Source organism: Actinomadura rugatobispora (assembly GCF_055379765.1).
Genome location: NZ_AP029191.1, coordinates 8,570,712 through 8,591,014, shown reverse-complemented (window position 1 = coordinate 8,591,014; position 20,303 = coordinate 8,570,712). Strand labels below are relative to the sequence as shown.

The following is a 20,303-nucleotide window of genomic DNA, read 5'->3' as shown; positions in this document are numbered from 1 at the left end:
GCCATGGAACCGGCGCACATCGTGCTGGACTTCCGGCCGGAGGACGTGCACTCGGTCAACGAGCGGCTGCGGCGGGCCGGGACGCTGGTCCCGGTGGAGGTCGAAGGCGTGCGGGTGTGGGCCGCCGCCCGCTACGCCACCCTGGAGGCCGTCCTGACGCACCCCGACCTGTCCCGGGACATCCGGCACTGGTCGCGGGAGGGGCGGCGCGCCCTCGACCCCGGGGGGTCGATCGCGCAGATCGTCGGGGACACCTCGCTGGTCAACGCCGAGGGCGCCGAGCACCGGCGGCTGCGCGGGCCGCTCGCCCGCGCGTTCTCGCCGGGCCGCGTCCGCAGGCTGCGGCCCCGGATCGAGGCGCTGACCGCGGAGCTCGTCGACCGGCTGGCGCTGCTGCCGCCGGGCCCGGTCGACCTGCGCCGCGAGTTCGCCTTCCCGCTGCCCTGCGACGTCATCGCCGACCTGCTGGGCGTCCCGCCGGGCCGGCGGCCCGAACTGTACGAGCACGGGCGGGTGACGTCCACGACCCGGGACGACCGCCGGCGCCTGGCGGGCGCCCGCGCCGGGCGCCGCGCGGTGCTCGCCGAGATCGTCGCCGAGCGGCGGCGCGGCCCCGGCGACGACCTGATCAGCGAGCTGGTCGCCCTGGAGGGGGACGGTCTCGGCCCCGGCGAGGTGCTGGACACCATCGAGGTGCTGTTCGTCGCCGGGCACGTCACGACCGTCAACCTCATCACCAACGCCGTGCGGGCCCTGCTCGACTCCCCCAGCCAGCTGCGGCTGCTGCGGTCCGGGGACCTGCCGTGGGAGGCGGCCGTCGAGGAGTCGCTGCGCCTGCACTCCCCCATCGGGGTGTTCCCGATGCGCTACGCCGTCCGCGACCTGCGGATCGACGGAGTGCGGGTGCGCAAGGGCGAGGCGGTCCTGGCCTGCTACGCGGCGGCCGGGCGCGATCCCGGGCGGTACGGGGAACGGGCCGCGCGGTTCGAGCCGTCCGGCCAGGCCACGCCGCACCTCTCGTTCGGGCTCGGGCACCACTACTGCCTGGGCGCGCCGCTGGCCCGGCTGCAGACCGAGGTCGCGCTGGACGCGCTGTTCGAGGCGTTCCCCGACCTGGCGCCCGCCGAGCCGCTGGACCGGCTCGGCGGCCTGAACACCGTGATCGCCGTCAGCGCCAGGACGCTGCCGGTACTGCTCGGCAGGAGGGCGCGGTGAGCGGCGGCGGGCTCGGGCGGGCGGTCGCCGACGGCCTGCGCGCCGCGGCCGACCGCGAGGTGCTCGTGCGCGGCGACCGCCGGCTGCGCGGCGACGAGGTGCTGGCCATGGTCGAGGCCGGCGTCGAACGGCTGACCGCGCGCGGCGTTCGGCCGGGCGCCACCGTCGCCTGCCTGTACGGCGAGGCGCCCGAGTCGGTCGCGGCGCGGCTGGTCGCGCTGGCGCTCGGGTGCCGGTTCGTGCACCTGGTACAGGACGTCCCGGTCCCGATCGCGGCGGAGACGATGCGGGCGCTGGACGCCTCGGCCCTGCTGTGGGACCCGGCCCGGGAGCCGGACGCCGGGCCGCTGCTGGCCGCGTGCCCGGTGCCGGTCCGCGCCCGGCTGGACGCCGGGCTGTTCGCTCCGACGACGGCCGGGCCGGTGGACATGCCCGGTCCGGACGACGCCCCGGACGCGACGTCGGTGGTGATGTTCAGCAGCGGCACGACCGGGCCGCGCAAGGCCGTGGCGTACGGGCACGGAACCGAGGCCGCCCACCTGACCGCCGCGCGGGCGATCTTCGGTCCCGGACCGTGGCGGCTCCTGGTGGCGCCGCGCGCCCGGTACCTGCCGGGCCTGTTCACGCTGTGGACGCTGGCGGGCGGCGGCACGGTCGTCCTGGAACCGGCCCTGGGCGACGCGCGGCGGCTGGCCCGGCTGGTGGACCGCGAGGGCGTCACCCATTGCATGGCGGGCCGCCCGCTGGCAGTCTACGGCCTCGCCCGGGATCTGGACGCTCCCCTGACCGGCCTGCGGCAGCTGCTCTACGGCGGGACGGCCGCCTACCCGGCCCGCACCGCCGCGGCCGGCCGGCGGCTCGGCCCGGTGCTGACGCAGACCTACGGCATCACCGAGGGCGGTTTCCTGACCGTCCTCACCGCCGACGACCACCACCGCACCGAGCTGCTGGGATCCGTCGGGCGGGCGGTGCCTGGGGTGGAGATCCGCGTCCGCGACTCGCGCGGCGGCGACCTTCCCCGCGGGGAGACCGGGGAGGTGTGGGTCCGGACGGGGCAGCGGATGCTCGGCTACGTCAACGCCCCCGGGCGCACGTCCCGGACGGTGCCGGGCGGCTGGCTGCGCACCGGGGACCTCGGCCGCCTGGACGCCGAGGGCTACCTGTTCCTCTCCGACCGTGCCGCGACCGCGCCGCCCGTGAGGTGATCTCGGCCTGCTTCCACCTCGGGTGAAAGAGTGGGGCATGTAACCGCCCCCTTACCGCCGGGGCCGAGGAGAGGCCGAGGAGACCCATGGACTTCACCCTGCCCGACACGCTGGTCCGGCTGCTCGCCGACCTGGACGACTTCATCGAACGGGAGATCGCGCCGCTGCAGGAGCAGGACGAAAACGCGCGGTTCTTCGACCACCGCCGCGAGTACGCCCGCACCGACTTCGAGAACGGCGGCGTCCCGCGCCCGGAGTGGGAGGAACTGCTGGCGGAGGTGTTCCGGCGCGCCGACGCCGCCGGATGGCTGCGCTACGGCCTGCCCCGGGAGGCGGGCGGCTCGGACGGCACCAACCTGGACATGGCGGTGATCCGCGAGCATCTGGCCCACCGCGGGCTCGGCCTGCACAACGACCTGCAGAACGAGTTCTCGGTGGTGGGGAACTTCCCGTTCGTCCACATGCTCCTGGAGTACGGGACGCCGGAGCAGCGGGAGGAGTTCATCGAGCCGATGCTGGCCCTGGAGAAGGGCGTCGGCTTCGGGCTCACCGAGCCCGACCACGGCAGCGACGCCACCTGGATGGAGACCGCGGCCGTCCGCGACGGCGGGGACTGGATCATCAACGGGGCCAAGCGCTTCAACTCCGGGATGCACGCGGCCACCCACGACGTGATCTTCGCCCGGACCTCCGGGAACCCCGGGGACGCGCGCGGCGTCACCGCCTTCTTCGTCCCGGCCGACTCCCCCGGCCTGTCGGTCGACTTCCACTGGTGGACGTTCAACATGCCCACCGACCACGCCGAGGTGACGCTGCGCGACGTGCGGGTGCCCGACTCGGCGATCTTCGGCGCGGAGGGCGAGGGGCTCGCGGTGGCGCAGACGTTCGTGCACGAGAACCGGATCCGGCAGGCCGCCTCCGGGGTCGGCGCCGGGCAGTACTGCGTCGACCGCAGCGTCGAGTACGCCCGGCGGCGCAGCACCTTCGGCAAGCCGCTGGCGACCCGCCAGGCGATCCAGTGGCCGCTGGTGGAGCTGCAGACCGAGGCCGAGATGCTGCGCGGGCTGGTCCGCAAGACCGCGTGGGAGCTGGACCGGGTCCCGCACATGGAGATCAGCGACCGGGTCTCGATGTGCAACTACCGCGCCAACCGGTTCGTGTGCGAGGCGGCCGACCGCGCGATGCAGGTGCACGGCGGGCTCGGCTACACCCGGCACACCCCGTTCGAGCACATCTACCGCCACCACCGGCGCTACCGGATCACCGAGGGGGCGGAGGAGATCCAGATGCGCAAGGTCGCCGGGTACCTGTTCGGGTTCACGGGCCCGCGCAAGGGCGAGGGCTGAGAGGGCCCACCCGGGCGAGGTGACGCGGGAACGCGGAACCTGCGCGGCCGCCGCCGCGGGTGCCGACTGCGTCCAAGGCGGTGAGTTGACCTCCTCCCCCTCGTCAACCGAGGGGGATTCCAACCTGTGGCCTCAGGAGAGGGCAACAGGTTGAGGTTCGCGGTTCGTCCGCCCCGGCAACCCGGAGCGTCCCCGCGCAGCAACGGCCGGTCCGGCCGCCGTGCACACGAGCCTGGACTCGCGTGCGATGTTGCACGCCGCGTTCACATCAGCATCGCCGACGTAGCCGCAGGACCGGCAGCCGGAAACACGCTTGGCTCTCGCGCGCCTCCCGGCCCCTGGCCCCGCACGCCGAACAGCGCTGCGAGGTGTACGCGGGATCGATCTTTTGCACGCGGTCGGGCGCCTTAGGCTCCAGCCGCTCGACCAGCATGGCCCGGCCAGCTTGGTCTGCACCGGCCAGGCAGTATCGACGTTAGCACCATCCTCGCAGGCCGCACCCAAGATTTCGGAGATCCGCCGTGGCGGCGGATCCCCAGTCCCTGCCCTGCTCCCCAGGAATCCGATTCCTCCCCCGGACGATCCGTCCGCGTGCGCGAGCGCACCGGCGCCCTGAAGTCCAAGGTCGAGACGCGCGTCCGGGAGGGGGCCATCGCCCGGCGGCGCGGCGACGACCTCCTCCGCATCCTCTCCGCCGGGTAGGCGAGGCGGCCGGGGTCCCCTCCGCATCCCCAGGAGGAACGGGACATCTGACTCATGACACCCGGCCGGGAAGATCGGCAGCATCGGCCCATGCTTCGTGGATCGCTGTGTGCGCTGACGTTGGTCGTGTCCCTCGCCGGGTGTTCCAGTGAGGTCGCGCAACCGCGCGACCCCGTGCAGCTGGACGGCAAGGCGTTCGGCCCGGAGCTGCCCGCGGTGCGCCCGTACGAGTTGAACGGACCGCGCACGCTGGCCGGCTGGTCCCGCGATCCGGAGCTGGAACGGTCCGCCGACTTCACCAGGCTGGCCTCCGCGCTCCCGCAGTCGCTCCGCGCCCGGCTCACCGGCGTCCGGGCGGGCTATTACCGGCTGCCCGGCAGCGACCGCGTCCTGGACCGGTTCTTCTACGCGGGCGGCACGCTGGGCGGCGGTGATCCGGAGGCGGTCGCACAGGAGGTCATCGCGTACGCCAACGGCTACCGGCGGCGGACCGTGACGGCCGCGGACGCCACGTTCGGCGACCCCGCCGTCAAGCGCGTCTACGTCAGCTTCGGCCTCGCCGCCTTCCAGAACCCCTACCAGGTCGGCAAGGCGGCGCCCGCGTCGTACAACTCCGTCGTGTGGACGGACGGGAAGACGCTCGGGGTGGTCACGATGGAGAGCCCGAACCTCTCCGACGTGCTCGGCAAGTCCAAGCAGATCCGCGCCGACCTCGGCTGAGCACGCGCGCCCCGGAAAATGGCTCCGGGGCGACCGAAACCCGGGCGGGGAGGTTATATCATCGCGCGCACCGGGGGCGTTCGGAATGTGCACGACGGGGTGGTCGCGCGAGGAGCAGCATGACGAGCACCGGACCGCGGGGCGGCCTTCCCGCGGCTCCCCAGTTCAGCCCCGCACGCGGCGGTCCGTCCATCTGGCGCATGCTGCTGGGCGCGCGCCTTCGCCGCCTCCGTGAGGCTGCGGGCGTGACGCGCGAGGACGCCGCCTACTCGATCCGGGCGTCGGCGTCCAAGATGAGCCGGCTGGAGCTGGGCCGCGTCGGTTTCAAGGACCGGGACGTCGCCGATCTGCTGACCCTCTACGGCGTGCACGACGAGAGGGAGCGGATGAGGCTCCTGGCCGTCGTCCAGCGCGCCAACGCGCCGCAGTGGTGGCACCGGTACGGCGACATCGTGCCGACCTGGCTGGAGACCTACATCGCGCTGGAGGAGGCCGCCCACCGCGTGCGCGTGTACGCCACGCAGCTGGTTCCGGCGCTGCTGCAGACCGAGGACTACGCGCGCGCCGCCATGGACCTGTGCCCGCCGCACAGGCACCCGGACGACCTCGACCGCCGCGTCGAGCTGGAGATGGAGCGGCAGCGGATCCTGGCGCAGCCGGACCCGCCCAGGCTCTGGGCGCTGATCGACGAGGGCGCCCTGCGGCGCCCGGTGGGCGGCCGGCAGGTCATGCGCCGCCAGCTGCGGCACCTGGTCGAGATGACCGCCGTGCCGAACGTGACGCTGCAGATCCTGCCCGCCCGGCTGGGGCTCGGCCTGCCGGGCGGGCCGTTCACCCTGCTGCGCTTCCAGGAGCCCGACCTGCCCGACGTGGTCTACCTGGAGCAGCTCGGCGGCGCCCAGTTCCTGGAGAAGCGGCAGGAACTCGACCTCTACGGCAGCACGCTGGACGCCCTGTGCGCGCGGGCGGCCCAGCCCGACCAGACCGCGGAGCTGGTCAAGGCCGTCATCGGCGACCTCGGCTAGCGGGTGAGCTCCTCCAGCCGTTCGAGCGGCGTGGCGCGCAGCTTCTGCAGGCACATCACCGGCAGGTAGGCGCCGTCGCTCTCCATGACGTGCGTGGCGGTGGACGGGCAGTCCTTCCGGGTCTTCACGCGGGCGGCCACCTTGGCGATGGCCTGCTGGGTGCCGCAGGCCGCCTTGTCGAGCCCGCCGACGGCGAACGACGGGTCCTCGATGCAGTCGCCGGTGCCGAGGACGCCGCCGCCCTGGCCGAGGCACAGCACCGGCCGCGACACCGAGCCGCCGCCGCCGAAGGACCTCAGCTTCATCGTCTCCAGCGTCTGCGGGGCCGGGCAGGCGGCGCCGGAGTCGACCCGGGCGATGACCTTGCCGTACCAGTCGCCGGAGCACGGCTTCTCGCCGCCGAAGCCGAAGGAGGCGCTGCTCACGCAGTCACCCTTGGCGATCATGGCCCCGCCCGCGCCGGGGTCGCCGGGGTGCGGGCCCACACCCACCAGTGGGTGTGGGCCGGGCTGTCGCCCCTGCTGTTCCGGACTTGGCCGTACTTGACCTCCTCCCCCTCGTAAACGAGGAGGATTCCAACCCGTGGCCTCAGAAGAGGAGAACAGGTTGAGGTTCGCGGTTCACCCGCCCCGGCAACCCGGAGCGTCCCCGCGCAGCAACGGCCGGTCCGGCCGCCGTGCACACGAGTCTGGCCTCGTGTGCGATATTGCGTGCCGCGTTCACCTCGGTGTTGCCAGCGTAGCCGCAGGACTGACACCGGACACACGCTTGGCTCTCGCGTGCCCCCAGGCCCTAACTCCCGCATGCTGAGCAAACACTGCGAAGTGTACGCAGGATCGATCTTGCTGCACGCGGCCGAGCGCCTGTGCTCCAGCCGCTCAACCAACATGGCCTGGGCAGCTTGCTCTCCACCGGCCAGGCATCACAGATGCTAGTACCAGCCCGTAGGCCGCGCCCGGAGTTTCGGAAATCCGCCGTGGCGGCGGATCTCCGACCGGCCCGCTCCTCGCCTCTGGGCGTTTGGCCTGCTCCTTCGGGGAAGCCTCAGCGGGAGGGAAGCGGAGGGGAGCCGATGCGGGTGCTGCTGGCGGGATGGCCGAGCTTCCTGCGCGGAGAGGCCACCGCCGGGGACGTCCTGGCGATGGAGGCGGTGCGGGCGACGCTGGCGGGCGCGGGCGTGGAGTGCGACACCGCCTGGAGCCCCGTCCTGCGCCCGGAGGGGCTGACGCTCGACGGTGCGGACCCCGCCCGCTACACGCACCTGGTGTTCGCCTGCGGCCCCGCGCACGGCCGCCAGGTCGAGTCCCTGCACCGCCGTTACGCGCGCTGCCACCGCATCGCGGTCGGCGTCTCGGTCATCGATCCGGGCGCGCCCGCCGTGACGGGGTTCCATCTGGTGCTGCCCCGTGACGCCCCCGGCGCGGAGCCGAGCCGGGACCTGTCGGCCGCGACGCCCGTGCCGTCCCCGGGCCCTCCCGTCGTGGGGGTCGTGCTGGCGCCGGGCCAGGGCGAGTACGGCCGGTGGGCCGACCACGGGCGCGTCGACCGGGAGCTGACGGAATGGCTGCACGCGCGCGGGCCGGCACGGGTGCCGCTGGACACCCGGATCGACCCGCGCGACTGGCGGCACCCGGCGGCGCCCGCCGAGCTGGAGGCCGTCCTGCGGCGGCTGGACCTGGTGGTCACGACCCGCCTGCACGGCCTGGTCCTCGCGCTCCGGAACGGGGTGCCGGCGCTGGCGGTGGATCCGGTGGGCGGCGGCGCGAAGGTCACCGCGCAGGCGCGGGCCTGGGGCTGGCCCGCGATCGTCACCCTGGGCGACCGCGAGGAGTCGTTCCACCTCGACCGGGCCGTGCTGGACCACTGGTGGGACTGGTGCCTGTCCCCCGGCGCCGGGCGGCGTGCTTGCGGGTACGGGACGTTCGCGTCACCGCTCCTCGCCCGTCTCGGCGAAGCGCTCGGACTGTAGGGGCGGAGGCGTCAGGGGCGGAAGGCCCTGAGCGCGGCGTCGACGAGCGCGTCGGCGTACTCGGCGGTGAGCGGCCCGGAGCGGTGCAGCCACCGCTGGAAGAGGGGGGCGTAGAGCACTTCGAGCACCAGGTCGAGATCGGCGTCCGCCGCCAACTGGCCCGCGCGCTGGGCGCTGCGCAGCCGCGCCTTCTTGGCCTCGTCCACGGGACGGGCCAGCTTCTCGCGGTACTGGGCGGCGAGGCCGGGATCGTTGACGATCTCCGCGTTGAGCGCGCGGACGGGCCGCTCGAACTCCGGGTCGGCGAACTCGGCCGCCGTCGCGCGCATGACGAGCTTGAGATCGGCCTCGAGGTCGCCGGTGTCGGGCAGCGCCATGCCCTCGCCGCCGGCGTCCAGGCTGAGCTCCAGGAAGGAGTCGAAGATCACGGCGCCCCTGGACGGCCACCACCGGTAGATCGTCTGCTTGCCGACGCCCGCCCGCGCGGCGATGGCCTCGATCGAGACCTTCCCGTACCCCACCTCGGAGATCAGCTCGCGGGTGGCTGTGAGGATCGCCTGCCGCGACCGCTCGCTGCGCCGGGTCTCGTCGGGCCTCCTGGAGTTGGGCATGCGGGTCAGGCTAGCAGCTGACGAGACGGACCGGTTCGTGTTGACAACCGGTGAGCGAGGACGCAGACTGTGGAGCGTCAACGAACCGAGACGTATCGTCTCGTCTCTATCGAGAAGGGGTGAGTCGCTGTGACGACCCGAAGAGTGTGGTTCATCACCGGCGCCTCCCGGGGCCTGGGCAGGGCGTTCACCGAGGCCGCCCTCGCCGCCGGAGACCGCGTCGTGGCCTCCGCCCGCGATGTCTCACCGCTCGCGGACCTGGCCGGGAGGCACCCGGACGCCCTCCTGCCGCTCCCGCTGGACGTCTCCGACCGCGGAGCCGTGTTCCAGGCGGTCGACAGGGCCGCGGAAGCCTTCGGGAGGCTCGACGTCGTGGTCAACAACGCCGGCGGGCTGCTGTACGGGATGGTGGAGGAGGCCACCGAGGAGCAGGTCCGCGCCCACCTCGACGTGAACTTCTTCGGCGCGCTGTGGGTGACCCAGGCCGTGATCCCGTACCTGCGCGCACAGGGATCGGGGCGGATCCTGCAGGTCACGTCCATGGCCAGCGGAGGGGGCATGGCCTCCGTCGGGTTCTACGGCGCGGGCAAGGCCGCGCTGGACTCGCTCACCGAGGCGCTGGCCATGGAGGTCGCGCCGTTCGGCGTCAAGGTCACGAACGTGCAGATGGGCGGCTACGACACCGGGCTGTTCACGACCGGCACCACGGCGACCGCCCCCGACCCGGCCTACGCCTCCCTGCGGGCCGAACTGGAGGAGATGTGGGGCGACGACGCCGGGCCGGACCCGAGCACCGCCGCACCCACGATCATGAAGCTGGCCGGGCTGCCGGATCCGCCCCGGCGGCTGATCGTCGGCAGCCGGTCCTACGACCTCGTCCAGCAGATGGACGGCGCCCGCACGGAGCTGTACCGGTCGTGGGAGGAGCTCAGCCGCACCGCCCCGGGCTGACCCGGCGGCCGGTTCCGGACGGCGCCGGCGCCCGCCCTGGTCTGGCGAAACGGCGCTCCACGGCCGATGATGTGGTGATCGGGGCCGGGCCGTTGCCCCCGTGCGGTCCGGCCTCTTTTTTGATCTCCACCGGCTCCACCGGCCTCAGCGCCACAGGTGTCTGAGCCGCCAGGGACTCCCCTCGATCTCCGGGCCGACGACCTCCACGACGACCATCGGGCCGTCCGGCTCGCTGGCCTGCAGGCGGAAGAGCCGCGCCTCCCCGGGCGCCTGCCACTCCCCCATCACCTTGCGCACGCGGTACGCCCGTCCCGCCTCGGGCGTGAGCAGGGTCGGACGGCCGGTCGCCGGGTCTGTCTCCACCTCGACAGGTGCATCGATCAACACAGCACCCAACTCTAGAACATTTGTTCGAGTCGCGGCGACGTTCTCTCGCGGAACGTCGGCGCCGCCCGTCGTGGCGGCATCCCGGAAACGCTGTCCACATGCGGCCTGAGCCACCGAACCCCATTGCTAATGCGAAGGTGTTCGCATTAGCTGGTGATGTCCGGCACGACGACACGGGAGCGGCGGAATGCGGGAGACCCGGCAGGCTTCGGGGGCGGTCCGCCCCGGGGGCCGCACGGCGCGCACGCGCGCCGCCGTGCTCGACGCGGCGCGCGACGAGCTGGAGGACGCCGGGTACGCGGGCCTCACCCTGGAGCGCGTGGCCGAGCGGTCCGGAGTGCACCTGGCCACGCTGTACCGGCGGTGGCGCACCGTCGAAGGACTGGTCGTCGACCTGCTGGGCGAGATCGGCAAGACCCGGGTGCCGATCCCCGACACCGGCTCGCTGGAGGAGGACCTCCGGATCCTCGCCCTGGAGATCGCCCGGCTGTACCAGCAGCCCCGGATGCGGGCGCTGATCGAGGGCGTCGTGGCCGCCGCCGTCCGCTCCCCCGAGGCGTCGGACGCCTGGGCCACGGTGATCGCCGAACGCAACCGGCTGGCCGCGCGGATCGTCGAGCGCGCGGTCGAACGCGGCGAGCTCCCACCCGGCACCGACGGCATCGCGGTCATCAGCGCCGTCGGAGCCCCCATCTACTACCGCATGCTCGTGGCCCGCGGCGCCGTCGACGACGCCCTCGCCGAGAGCACCGCCGTCTCCGTCCACGCCGGAGCGCTGAAGGGCGCCTTCACCCGGCCCGCCGGCGATCCCCCGGCAGACGGCACGCCGTCCACCACTCCCTGACAGGACCGCCCCACCAGGCGCGGAAAGGACACGCAATGCGACAGGACATCGAGTTCGACTCCGCCGGCACCACCCTGCGCGGCCGGCTCTACACCCCCGACACCTCCCCCGGCCCCCACCCCGCCGTCGTCGTCACCCACGGCCTGGGCGCGGTCAAGGAGCAGTACACCGACGACATCGCCGAGGCGCTCGCCGCCGCGGGCCTGGCGGTGGTCCTGTACGACCACCCCACCTTCGGCGCCAGCGACGGCGAGCCCCGGCAGGAGGCCGACCCGTGGGCGCAGATCCAGGGCTACCGGGACGCGATCACCTTCCTGTGCACCCGGCCCGAGGTGGACCCCGGCCGCATCGGGATCTTCGGGTCGAGCTACTCCGGCGGGCACGTGCTGGTCGTGGCGGCCCTGGACCGGCGGGTGAAGGCGGTCTACTCCCAGGTCCCGGTGATCAGCGGCGGGACGACCCTGTCGCGGTTCATCCCCAGCGAGGCCCTGGCGGAGGTCCGGCGCACCTTCGACGCCGACCGGCTGGCGCGCTTCCGCGGCGAGCCCCCGGCGATGCTCCCGCTGGTCACCGCGACGCCGGGGGAGCCGGCGGCGATGGCCGACCGGGAGACCTACGAGTGGTACCAGACCATCGAGCCCGAGCGGCTCGCCACCTGGCGGAACGAGATCACCCTCCGGTCGGTGGAGTCGATCTCGGGCTACGAGCCGGGCGACTTCATCTCCCGGATCACCCCCACGCCGCTGCTGCTGGTGGTCGCCAAGGACGACATCCTGACCCACAGCGACCTGGCCTTCGCCGCCTACGAGCGCGCCCTGCACCCCAAGCGGCTGGTGACGCTGCGCGGCGGCCACTTCGTCGTCTACAACAAGGAGTTCAAGAACACCGTCGGCCTGATGACCGAGTTCTTCCTCGACAACCTGGGGCCTGAGGGCGACGCCTGACCGGTTCCAGAACCGATCATGAGATTCCCCGGGTGCCGGACGGGGGTAGGGGCCAGAAGGGTCCGCCACAGGATCACGCACGCCGGAGAGGGAGGCGCGTCTTGACCTCCTCCCCCTCGTGAACGAGGGGGATTCCAACCCGTGGCCTCAGGAGAGGAGAACAGGTTGAGGTTCGCGGTTCGTCCGCCCCGGCAACCCGGAGCGTCCCCGCGCAGCGACGGCCGGTCCGGCCGCCGTGCACACGAGCCCGAGCTCGCGCGCGATCACGAGTCTGGTCTCGTGGGCGATGTCGCGTGCCGCGTTCACGTCGGCGTTGCAGGCGAAACCGCAGGACCGGCACCGGAAACGCGCTTGGCTCTCACGCGCCTTCGGGTCCCTGATCCTGCACGCCGAGCAGCGCTGCGAGGTGCCCGCGGGATCGATCCTGTGCACACGGCCGGGCGCCTTATGCTCCAGCCGCTCGACCAGCACGGCCCATCCGCCGGCCAGGATGCCCCGGTTCAGGCCCGCCTTGGCGGCGACATTGCGTCCCGGCCGCTCGACGGTGCCCTTCGCCGAGCGGGTCATGCCCCGGACGTTGAGGTCCTCGACACCGATCACATCGAACCCGCGCGCCAGCGCGGTGGAGGTCTGCTCCACCCAGTTCTTGCGGCGATCGCTCTGGCGGGCCTTGAGCCGGGCGAGTGCGGCCTTGAGCCTGGCCCGGCGGCCGGAGCCGCGCCGGGCGCGCCCCAGCTTGCGCGCCAGCAGCTCCAGGCGCCGCGTCTCCCCCGGGGTGAGGCCGGGGACCTTCAGCAGGTCCCCGGTCGAGAGGGCGGCGCTGACGGTGACGCCACGGTCCACTCCGACCACGCTCCCGTCACCGGGGCCGGGGACCGAGGGCGGGACGTGCGCGAACGCCACATGCCAGCGCCCGGCCCGATCACGCGTCACCCGATAGGACCTCACACCCTCCGGCACCGGCCGCGACAGACGGAACCTCACCCACCCGCACTTGGGCACCAGCACCGCACCCCACCTGCGCGACAACCGCACGACCTGATGCGGCTTGACGCCCACCTGCCGGAACCCCTCATGCACCCCCTGCTTGCGCCAGGTGGGACGGCGGTGGGTACCGGCGAAGAAGTTGCTCATCGCCTGCGCAAAATCACGCAGCGCCTGCTGCTGCACCGTCTGCGACCCCGCCCGCAACCACCCGAACTCGGCACGGGCCTGCGTGGGCTGCCGGGACTGCTCGTTGTAACCGGGCGCCCCGCCCCGGCGCCGGGACCAGAAGCTGTGTTGCTCGACGGCCAGGTTCCACGCGTACCGGGCGTGCGCGCAATGCGAGAGCAGGACTTGCTCCTGCTCGAGCGCGGGGACCAGGCGGTAACGCGGCACGAGGCGAGCCCAGCGTGCACGCTCGAACACACGGGCGAAAACGTACTGGATCGCGCCTGGTCAACCGGCATTCGCCCGCAGGGGGCGAATCTGCTTTCCCTGCCCTGCTCCGCAGGAGTCCGATTTCTCCCCGGCCTCAAGGCCGGGAACTCCTCGGAGGTCCCTTGATGAACGGATGCGACGCTCGCAGCCTGCTCCACCCGTACCTGCTCCTGCTGCTCTACGAGCGTCCCGGCCACGGGTACGACCTCATCGGCCGCCTCGGCGGCTCGGGGGTCTCCGACGTCGAGCCGGGGCACGCCTACCGGGTGCTGCGCAACCTGGAACGCGAAGGGCTCGTGGTCTCCTCGTGGGTGCCGTCCGAGACGGGACCGGCCCGCCGGAGGTACGAGCTGACGCCCAGGGGCGTGGAGCACCTCGGCACGTGGACGCCGAGGCTGGCCCACCTCGGGCAGGTGATCGCCGCCTTCCTCGACCGCTGGGCCGCGGCCTCCCGCGGCGCCGCCGACGCCGGGCGCGCGGCGTCCTGGTCCTGAGGCGGCCCCATGGAGACGGCGCGGGCGAGGGAGGCGGTCCGGCGGGCGTTCGACCGGCGGCTGGAGCCGGGCCGCGCGCTCGCGGGCGAGGCCGACCGGATCGCCCGCGCCTGCCGCGCCATGGCCGTCCGGTTCCACCGCGGCGGCCGGCTGATCGTCTTCGGCAACGGCGGGGCCTGCGCCGACGCCCAGCACGTGGCCGTGGAGTTCGTGCACCCGGTGATCGTGGGCAAGCGGGCGCTGCCCGCGCTCGCCCTGACCGGGGACGTCGCCACGCTGACCGGGATCGCCGCGGCCGACGGGGTGGAGGAGATGTTCGCCGCCCAGCTGCGCGCGCTCGCGGCGCCCGAGGACATCGCGCTCGGCCTCTCCCCCGGCGGCCGGTGCGGCAACGTGCGGGGAGCGCTGGAGACGGCGCACGGGATGGGCCTGCTCACGGTCGCCCTGACCGGCGAGGGCGGCGGCTTCCTCGCCCGGAACCCCGCGGTGGACCACCTGCTGACGGCCCGTGCCGGCGACCCCCTCCTGGTCAAGGAGATGCACGTGACCGTGTACCACGTGCTGTGGGAGCTGGTTCACGTGTTCCTCGAAAGGCCCGGACTGCTGGAGAAGGAGGGCGTGGGATGAGCGTGCCCGACTGCCATGGCGAGGTCTGCGTCACCTGTTCGGACTCCGCCGTCCGGGTGCGGGTGAGGGAGCTGCTGCCCGACGGGCTCGCGATCGTCGAGACCGAGGCCGGGCCCGAGGAGGTCAGCGTCGCGCTGGTCGACGCGCGGGTCGGGGACGACGTGCTCGTCCACGCCAAGGAGGCCATCGCGGTCATCCCGGACGGTGCGCGATGAGCGCGGGCGGCGGCGTGGAGGCGCTCTACCCCTTCCTGTACGAGGGCGGCGCGGAGGCCGCGGCGGTGCTCGACGAGGTGCGCGCCTCGACGGTGCGGAAGGCCGCGGAGATCGTGGCCCTGCGCCAGAGCCTCGCCGACCTGCTGGGCGACGGGCTGGTCGCGTGCGCCCGGCGGATGGCCGGGGCCTTCCTCGACGGCGGGCGGCTGTTCGCCTTCGGGAACGGCGGCAGCTGCACCGACGCCCAGGATCTGGCCCAGATGTTCCTGCACCCGCCCCAGGGGCGGCCCCTGCCCGCCTTCTCGCTGACCGGTGACGTCGCCGCGCTCACGGCGCTGTCCAACGACGTGGGGTTCGAGGTGGTGTTCGCCCGGCAGCTCGCGGCGTTCGGGCGCCGGGGCGACGTCGCGGTCGGCCTCTCCACCAGCGGCGGATCGGCCAACGTCCTGCGCGCCTTCGACGAGGCGTCCCGGCGCGGCATGGTCACGGTCGGGTTCGCCGGGTACGGCGGCGGCGCGATGGCGGAGGCGGGCACGGTCGACCACCTGTTCGTGGTGCCGTCGTCCTCGGTGCACCGCATCCAGGAGGCGCAGACGACCGCGTACCACGTCCTGTGGGAACTCACGCACCAGGCGCTGGACGACCGGCTGTGACCGGCCGGATCCGGGTCCGGGTCGAGGGCGTCGTGCAGGGGGTCGGCTTTCGCCCGTTCGTGCACGAACTGGCCGGGCGGTACGGGCTGTCGGGGTTCGTGGGCAACGACTCCGAGGGCGTGTTCGCCGAGGCCGAGGGGGATCCGTCGGCGCTGGCCCGGTTCGTGGACGACCTCGGCGGGCGGGCTCCGGCGCTGGCCGTGGTGGAGCGCGTCACGGCCGAGCCGCGGCCGCCGCTGGGCGAGCCGGGGTTCCGGATCGTGCCGAGCGACGGCGCCGCCCCGCCCGCCGCGCTCGTGTCCCCCGACACCGCGACCTGCGCGGACTGCCTCGACGAGCTCGCGGACCCCGGCGGGCGGCGGCACCGCCACGCGTTCACCAACTGCACGCAGTGCGGGCCACGGTTCACGATCGTCAAGGCGGTCCCGTACGACCGCCCCGCCACCACGATGGCCGGTTTCGCGATGTGCGCCGCGTGCGCGGGCGAGTACGGGGATCCCGCCGACCGGCGCTTCCACGCCCAGCCGGTGTGCTGCCCCGCGTGCGGCCCGGCGCTGAGACTCCTCCGGCCGGGCGGCGCGGCGATCGTGGAGGAGGCAGTGGGTGCGGCGGCGGGCCTGCTGCGCGACGGCGCGATCGTGGCGGTGAAGGGCCTCGGCGGCTACCACCTCGCGGCGGTCGCCTGCGACGAGCGCGCCGTGGCCGCGCTGCGGGCGCGCAAGCACCGCGAGGAGAAGCCGTTCGCCGTCATGGCCGCCGACCTGGCGGGCGCGCGGGAACTGGTCCGGCCGGACGCCGCCGGGGCCGCCCTGCTGACCGCCCCGTCCCGGCCGATCGTGCTGCTCCCCCGCCGCGCGGGCGCGCCGGTCGCGGCCGCCGTGGCTCCCGGTAACCGCGAACTGGGCGTGCTGCTGCCCTACACCCCGCTGCACCACCTCCTGCTGGCCGAACTCGGCGGGCCCATCGTGCTGACCAGCGGCAACGTGTCCGACGAGCCGATCGTCCACCGGGACGAGGACGCCCTGGAACGGCTCTCGGGCATCGCCGACGCGTTCCTGACGCACGATCGGCCGATCCACATCCGGACCGACGACTCGGTCGTGCGCGCCTTCCGCGGCCGCCCGTACCCGCTGCGGCGCTCCCGCGGGCTCGTCCCGTCGCCGGTACGGGTGCCCTGGGAGTTCCCGAGACCCGTCCTGGCCTGCGGCGGCGAGCTGAAGAACACCTTCTGCGTCGCCAAGGGGAACCGCGCCTTCCCGTCCCATCACATCGGGGACCTGGAGAACCACGAGACGCTGCGCTCGTACACCGCGGGGATCGAGCACTTCTGCGGGCTGTTCGGCGTCCGGCCGGAGGTCGTCGTCCACGACCTGCACCCGGAGTACCTGTCCACGAAGTACGCGCTGGAGCGGGAGGACGCCGAGCTGCTCGGCGTCCAGCACCACCACGCGCACATCGCGGCGTGCCTGGCCGACAACGGGGAGGCCGGGCCCGTGATCGGCGTCGCGTTCGACGGGCTGGGGTACGGGGACGACGGGACGCTGTGGGGCGGCGAGTTCCTGATCGCGGACCTGGCCGGTTACCGGCGCGCCGGGCATCTGGAGGCGGTGCCGATGCCGGGCGGGGCCGCGGCGGTCCGCGAGCCGTGGCGGATGGCGGCGGCCTACCTCGACGCGGCCTACGGCGATGACCGTCCTGAGCTGGAGGTTGTGCGGCGCAACCGCGAGCGGTGGCCCGCCGTGGTGGCGATGGCGCGCTCCGGCGTGAACGCGCCGGCGACCTCCAGCGCGGGACGGCTGTTCGACGCGGTCGCGGCGATCGCCGGCGTGCGCGACCGGGCCGGCTACGAGGGCCAGGCCGCGATCGAGCTGGAGCAGCGCGCCGACCCCGGCGAGCGCGGCGCCTACCCGGTGACGGTGACCGGCGGCGCGACGCTGGTGCTCAAGGGCACCGACCTCGTGCGCGGCGCGGTCGACGACGTCCGCGCGGGCGCCGGAGCGGGTGTGGTCTCCGCGCGCTTCCACAACGGCCTGGCGCGCTCGGTCGTGGAGACGGCGCGGACGCTGCGCGAGCGTTCCGGGCTGGAGACGGTGGCGCTGTCGGGCGGCGTCTTCCAGAACATGCTGCTGCTGGAACGGGTCGTGGCCGGGCTGGAGGACGGCGGCTTCCGGGTCCTGGTCCACGCCCGCGTCCCGGCCAACGACGGCGGCATCTCCCTGGGCCAGGCGGTGATCGCCGCGGCCCGCGACCGGGCCGGGGCGTGACCGTCAGCAGATGCGCGGCAGCGGGTCGCCCACCAGCGTGTCGACGATCCGCGTGCCACCGAAGGCGGTCTTGAGCAGCACCAGCCCGGACGGGTCGTCGTCGACCGCCCCCACCACGGCGGCGCCCTCCCCCAGCGGGTGGCCGCGCAGCGCGTCCAGCGCCGCCTCCGCCCGGCCGCCGTCGACGACGGCGACGAACCGCCCCTCGCACGCCACGTACAGCGGGTCGATGCCCAGCAGCTCGCAGGCCCCGCCGACCGGGGCGCGCACCGGCACGGCCGCCTCCCGCAGCACGACCGTGCGCCCGGCGGCCCGCGCCACCTCGTTCAGCACGGTCGCCACGCCTCCTCGGGTGGCGTCCCGCATCATCCGCACGCCACCGGGGACCGCGTCGAGGAGCGCGGCGGTGAGACCGTTCAGCGGGGCGGTGTCGGAGGTGACGTCGGCCTGGATGTCGAGCTCGCCCCGGGCCAGCATGATCGTGACGCCGTGCTCGCCGATCGGACCGGACACCAGCACCGCGTCACCCGGCCGCACCGACCCCGGCCCCAGGGCCGGGGCGTCCCCGGCGCGGTCGAGCACCCCGATGCCGGAGGTGTTGACGTAGCAGCCGTCGGCCTTGCCGCGTTCGACGACCTTGGTGTCCCCGGTGACCACGGCGACGCCCGCCCGCGCGGCGGCCTCCGCCATCGAGGCCGTGATCCGCCGCAGGTCGGCGACGGGGAAGCCCTCCTCCAGGACGAACCCCGCCGACAGGTACAGCGGCCGGGACCCGCTCACGGCCAGGTCGTTGACGGTGCCGTTGACCGCCAGGTCGCCGATGTCGCCGCCGGGGAAGAACAGCGGCGAGACCACGTAGGTGTCGGTGGTGAACACCACCCGGGCGCCGTCCACGCCGAGGACCGCGCCGTCGTCCAGCGCCTCCAGCGCCGGATTGCGGAACGCCTCCACGAACAGCGCCTCGACCAGCGTCTGGGTCGCCTTGCCGCCCGCGCCGTGGGCGAGGGTGATCCGCTCCTCCCGCACCCTGGGCTTGCGCCGGCGCGCCCGCTCGATCCGCTCCAGGACCTCTTCCTCGCGGATGTGCCGGGTGGTCATGCGCGGATCGCCTCCTGCACGCGCTGCCGCGTGAACCGGCCGAAGTTGTAGTACGCGGCGCACGCCCCCTCCGACGACACCATGCAGGTGCCGATCGGGGTCTCGGGCGTGCAGGCGGTGCCGAAGACCTTGCACTCCCAGGGCCGGAGCACGCCCTTGAGCACCTCGCCGCACTGGCACGCCTTGGGATCGGCCACCCGCACCCCGGGCACCTCGAAGATCCGCTCCGCGTCGTGGGCGGCGAACTCCTCGCGCAGCCGCAGCGCCGACTGGGAGATGAACCCGAGGCCGCGCCACTCGAAGTACGGCCGCAGCTCCATGACCCGGGAGATCGCGTCCAGGGCGCGCCGGTTGCCGTTCCACTGGACGACCCGCGTGTACTGGTTCTCCACCTCGGCGCGGCCGTCGGCGAGCTGCTGGAGCAGCATGTGCACCGACCGCAGGATGTCCGCCGGCTCGAAGCCCGCGCACACCAGCGGCCGGCCGTACACGGCGGGGATGAACTCGTACGGGCGGCAGCCGATCACGGTGGAGACGTGCCCCGGGCCGAGGAAGCCGTCGAGCCGCAGGTCGGGCGAGTCCAGGATCGCCTTGATCGCCGGGATGATCGTCACGTGGTTGCAGAAGACGGAGAAGTTGGCCACGCCCTCCGCCGCCGCCCGCAGCACGGTCATCGCCGTGGACGGCGCCGTGGTCTCGAACCCGATCGCCATGAACACGACCTTCCGGTCCGGGTTCTCCCGGGCGATCTTGAGGGCGTCCAGCGGCGAGTAGACCATCCGGATGTCCGCGCCCTCGGCCTTGGCGTCGTAGAACGAGCCCTGGCCGCCGGGCACCCGCATCATGTCCCCGAACGAGGTCATGATGACCTCCGGGCGGCGGGCGATCGCGATGGCGTCGTCCACCCGCCCCATCGGGATCACGCACACCGGGCACCCGGGCCCGTGCACCAGCCTGACGGTCTCGGGCAGGTGGTCCTCCAGGCCGTGCTTGTAGATGGTGTGCGTGTGGCCCCCGCACACCTCCATGAACGTGTAGTGCCGGCCCGGCTCGCACAGGCCGGCGATCCGCGCGGACAGGGCCTGGGCCTGCCCGGCGTCGCGGAACTCGTCGACGAACCGCATGACGGTCAGCCGCCTTTCAGGTCTTCGGTCTCGGGAGCGTCGTCCGATCAGTGTTCAGGTGATGTCGGATCCGGACAGGGCGTCCAGCTCGTCGGTGTAGGCCTCGCCGAGCCCGCGCAGCAGTTCCAGCGTGGCCGCGGCCTCCGCCTCGTCGATCTTCGACATGGCGAAGCCGACGTGCACGAGGACCCAGTCGCCCGGGGCGACCCGGTCGGCGCCGAGCAGGCCCACGTTGACGGCGCGGCGGACGCCGGCGACCTCGACCGTGGCCAGGTCGCCGCCGTCCGCCGCGATCGCGACGATCTCACCGGGGATGGCGAGGCACATCAGCGGCGCCGCCCCTCGTTCACATCCGCTCCATCTTGATGTAGCGGGCCATGGCCGGATACTCCCGCCACAGCGCCACCAGCACCGCGGCCCCGGCCACCACGCCCAGGACGGTCAGCGGTCGTCGCATGTCCGTCGTCTCCTTCGTCGCTGTTCTCCG

General features: G+C 73.6%; 23 protein-coding genes. 14 read left to right on the top strand and 9 right to left on the bottom strand.

The window, feature by feature from the left end; genetic code table 11:
• Positions 1-3 precede the first annotated feature (3 nt).
• The 3 genes from ACZ466_RS38615 (at position 4) to ACZ466_RS38605 (ending at position 3,766) form a co-directional block, all read left to right on the top strand.
• Positions 4-1,215, top strand: coding sequence for a cytochrome P450 family protein (locus ACZ466_RS38615; RefSeq protein WP_378289980.1), 1,212 nt, complete (start codon positions 4-6; stop codon positions 1,213-1,215).
• Positions 1,212-2,420 (top strand): class I adenylate-forming enzyme family protein, encoded by a 1,209-nt coding sequence (locus tag ACZ466_RS38610; RefSeq protein WP_378289979.1) that lies wholly within the window; start codon positions 1,212-1,214, stop codon positions 2,418-2,420. The genes ACZ466_RS38615 and ACZ466_RS38610 overlap by 4 nt, the downstream gene beginning before the upstream one ends.
• An 86-nt stretch (positions 2,421-2,506) precedes the next feature.
• Entirely contained in the window at positions 2,507-3,766 is a 1,260-nt protein-coding gene (locus ACZ466_RS38605; RefSeq protein ID WP_378289977.1) for an acyl-CoA dehydrogenase family protein, read from the top strand.
• 268 nt (positions 3,767-4,034) lie between these two features.
• On the opposite strand, the gene ACZ466_RS38600 is transcribed toward ACZ466_RS38605, so the two are convergent.
• A complete protein-coding gene (locus ACZ466_RS38600; protein WP_378289975.1) occupies positions 4,035-4,199 on the bottom strand; it encodes a zinc ribbon domain-containing protein in 165 nt (54 codons plus the stop codon).
• Between the two features lie 359 nt (positions 4,200-4,558).
• On the opposite strand from ACZ466_RS38600, the gene ACZ466_RS38595 reads away from it, so the two are divergent.
• Both ACZ466_RS38595 and ACZ466_RS38590 read left to right on the top strand, forming a co-directional pair.
• Positions 4,559-5,188: a hypothetical protein gene (locus ACZ466_RS38595; RefSeq protein WP_378289973.1), complete on the top strand. Its 630-nt coding sequence runs from the start codon at positions 4,559-4,561 to the stop codon at positions 5,186-5,188.
• Between the two features lie 119 nt (positions 5,189-5,307).
• Positions 5,308-6,213, top strand: a complete 906-nt coding sequence (locus ACZ466_RS38590; protein WP_378289971.1) for a helix-turn-helix domain-containing protein — start codon at positions 5,308-5,310, stop codon at positions 6,211-6,213.
• On the opposite strand, the gene ACZ466_RS38585 is transcribed toward ACZ466_RS38590, so the two are convergent.
• Positions 6,210-6,638, bottom strand: a complete 429-nt coding sequence (locus ACZ466_RS38585; RefSeq protein ID WP_378289968.1) for a hypothetical protein — start codon at positions 6,636-6,638, stop codon at positions 6,210-6,212. The genes ACZ466_RS38590 and ACZ466_RS38585 overlap by 4 nt on opposite strands.
• Positions 6,639-7,285: 647 nt before the next feature.
• Between ACZ466_RS38585 and ACZ466_RS38580 the strand changes: the two genes are divergently transcribed.
• Positions 7,286-8,182 carry a polysaccharide pyruvyl transferase family protein gene (locus ACZ466_RS38580; protein ID WP_378289966.1) on the top strand — a complete coding sequence of 299 codons (897 nt, stop codon included), beginning with the start codon at positions 7,286-7,288 and terminating at the stop codon, positions 8,180-8,182.
• An 11-nt stretch (positions 8,183-8,193) separates the two neighbouring features.
• Here the strand turns inward: ACZ466_RS38580 and ACZ466_RS38575 are convergent, their stop codons facing one another.
• Positions 8,194-8,793, bottom strand: a complete 600-nt coding sequence (locus tag ACZ466_RS38575) for a TetR/AcrR family transcriptional regulator (RefSeq protein ID WP_378289964.1) — start codon at positions 8,791-8,793, stop codon at positions 8,194-8,196.
• A gap of 129 nt (positions 8,794-8,922) precedes the next feature.
• Here ACZ466_RS38575 and ACZ466_RS38570 point away from each other — a divergent pair, with 129 nt between their 5' ends.
• Positions 8,923-9,744 (top strand): SDR family NAD(P)-dependent oxidoreductase, encoded by an 822-nt coding sequence (locus ACZ466_RS38570; RefSeq protein WP_378289962.1) that lies wholly within the window; start codon positions 8,923-8,925, stop codon positions 9,742-9,744.
• 144 nt (positions 9,745-9,888) lie between these two features.
• Here ACZ466_RS38570 and ACZ466_RS38565 read toward each other — a convergent pair whose 3' ends face one another.
• Positions 9,889-10,128, bottom strand: coding sequence for a hypothetical protein (locus ACZ466_RS38565; protein ID WP_378289960.1), 240 nt, complete (start codon positions 10,126-10,128; stop codon positions 9,889-9,891).
• A 190-nt stretch (positions 10,129-10,318) separates the two neighbouring features.
• On the opposite strand from ACZ466_RS38565, the gene ACZ466_RS38560 reads away from it, so the two are divergent.
• Positions 10,319-10,975: a TetR/AcrR family transcriptional regulator gene (locus tag ACZ466_RS38560; RefSeq protein WP_378289958.1), complete on the top strand. Its 657-nt coding sequence runs from the start codon at positions 10,319-10,321 to the stop codon at positions 10,973-10,975.
• Positions 10,976-11,010: 35 nt separating this feature from the next.
• Positions 11,011-11,919, top strand: a complete 909-nt coding sequence (locus ACZ466_RS38555) for an alpha/beta hydrolase (RefSeq protein WP_378289956.1) — start codon at positions 11,011-11,013, stop codon at positions 11,917-11,919.
• A gap of 147 nt (positions 11,920-12,066) precedes the next feature.
• Here ACZ466_RS38555 and ACZ466_RS38550 read toward each other — a convergent pair whose 3' ends face one another.
• Positions 12,067-13,299, bottom strand: coding sequence for an RNA-guided endonuclease InsQ/TnpB family protein (locus ACZ466_RS38550; protein WP_464041849.1), 1,233 nt, complete (start codon positions 13,297-13,299; stop codon positions 12,067-12,069).
• A 167-nt stretch (positions 13,300-13,466) separates the two neighbouring features.
• Here ACZ466_RS38550 and ACZ466_RS38545 point away from each other — a divergent pair, with 167 nt between their 5' ends.
• Genes ACZ466_RS38545 through hypF form a run of 5 tightly spaced genes read left to right on the top strand, consistent with a single transcriptional unit; the run spans position 13,467 to position 17,594 of the window.
• Positions 13,467-13,835 (top strand): PadR family transcriptional regulator, encoded by a 369-nt coding sequence (locus ACZ466_RS38545; protein ID WP_378281861.1) that lies wholly within the window; start codon positions 13,467-13,469, stop codon positions 13,833-13,835.
• A gap of 9 nt (positions 13,836-13,844) precedes the next feature.
• Entirely contained in the window at positions 13,845-14,462 is a 618-nt protein-coding gene (locus ACZ466_RS38540; RefSeq protein ID WP_378281860.1) for a D-sedoheptulose-7-phosphate isomerase, read from the top strand.
• The gene (locus tag ACZ466_RS38535) at positions 14,459-14,677 is read left to right on the top strand and encodes a HypC/HybG/HupF family hydrogenase formation chaperone (protein WP_378281859.1); all 219 of its coding nucleotides are present in this window, start codon (positions 14,459-14,461) and stop codon (positions 14,675-14,677) included. The genes ACZ466_RS38540 and ACZ466_RS38535 overlap by 4 nt, the downstream gene beginning before the upstream one ends.
• Positions 14,674-15,330 (top strand): D-sedoheptulose-7-phosphate isomerase, encoded by a 657-nt coding sequence (locus tag ACZ466_RS38530; protein ID WP_378281858.1) that lies wholly within the window; start codon positions 14,674-14,676, stop codon positions 15,328-15,330. The genes ACZ466_RS38535 and ACZ466_RS38530 overlap by 4 nt, the downstream gene beginning before the upstream one ends.
• The gene (gene hypF / locus ACZ466_RS38525) at positions 15,327-17,594 is read left to right on the top strand and encodes a carbamoyltransferase HypF (protein ID WP_378281857.1); all 2,268 of its coding nucleotides are present in this window, start codon (positions 15,327-15,329) and stop codon (positions 17,592-17,594) included. Before ACZ466_RS38530 ends, hypF begins: the two co-directional genes overlap by 4 nt.
• Positions 17,595-17,597: 3 nt before the next feature.
• On the opposite strand, the gene hypE is transcribed toward hypF, so the two are convergent.
• The 4 genes from hypE to ACZ466_RS38505 are packed head-to-tail and all read right to left on the bottom strand — an operon-like array spanning position 17,598 to position 20,273.
• Positions 17,598-18,692, bottom strand: a complete 1,095-nt coding sequence (gene hypE / locus ACZ466_RS38520) for a hydrogenase expression/formation protein HypE (RefSeq protein ID WP_378281856.1) — start codon at positions 18,690-18,692, stop codon at positions 17,598-17,600.
• On the bottom strand, positions 18,689-19,816 hold the full coding sequence (hypD, locus tag ACZ466_RS38515) for a hydrogenase formation protein HypD (protein WP_378281855.1): 1,128 nt from the start codon (positions 19,814-19,816) through the stop codon (positions 18,689-18,691). The genes hypE and hypD overlap by 4 nt, the downstream gene beginning before the upstream one ends.
• Before the next feature lie 54 nt (positions 19,817-19,870).
• Positions 19,871-20,143 carry a HypC/HybG/HupF family hydrogenase formation chaperone gene (locus ACZ466_RS38510; protein ID WP_378281854.1) on the bottom strand — a complete coding sequence of 91 codons (273 nt, stop codon included), beginning with the start codon at positions 20,141-20,143 and terminating at the stop codon, positions 19,871-19,873.
• 19 nt (positions 20,144-20,162) lie between these two features.
• Positions 20,163-20,273 (bottom strand): DUF6893 family small protein, encoded by a 111-nt coding sequence (locus ACZ466_RS38505; RefSeq protein WP_378281853.1) that lies wholly within the window; start codon positions 20,271-20,273, stop codon positions 20,163-20,165.
• Positions 20,274-20,303: the final 30 nt, after the last annotated feature.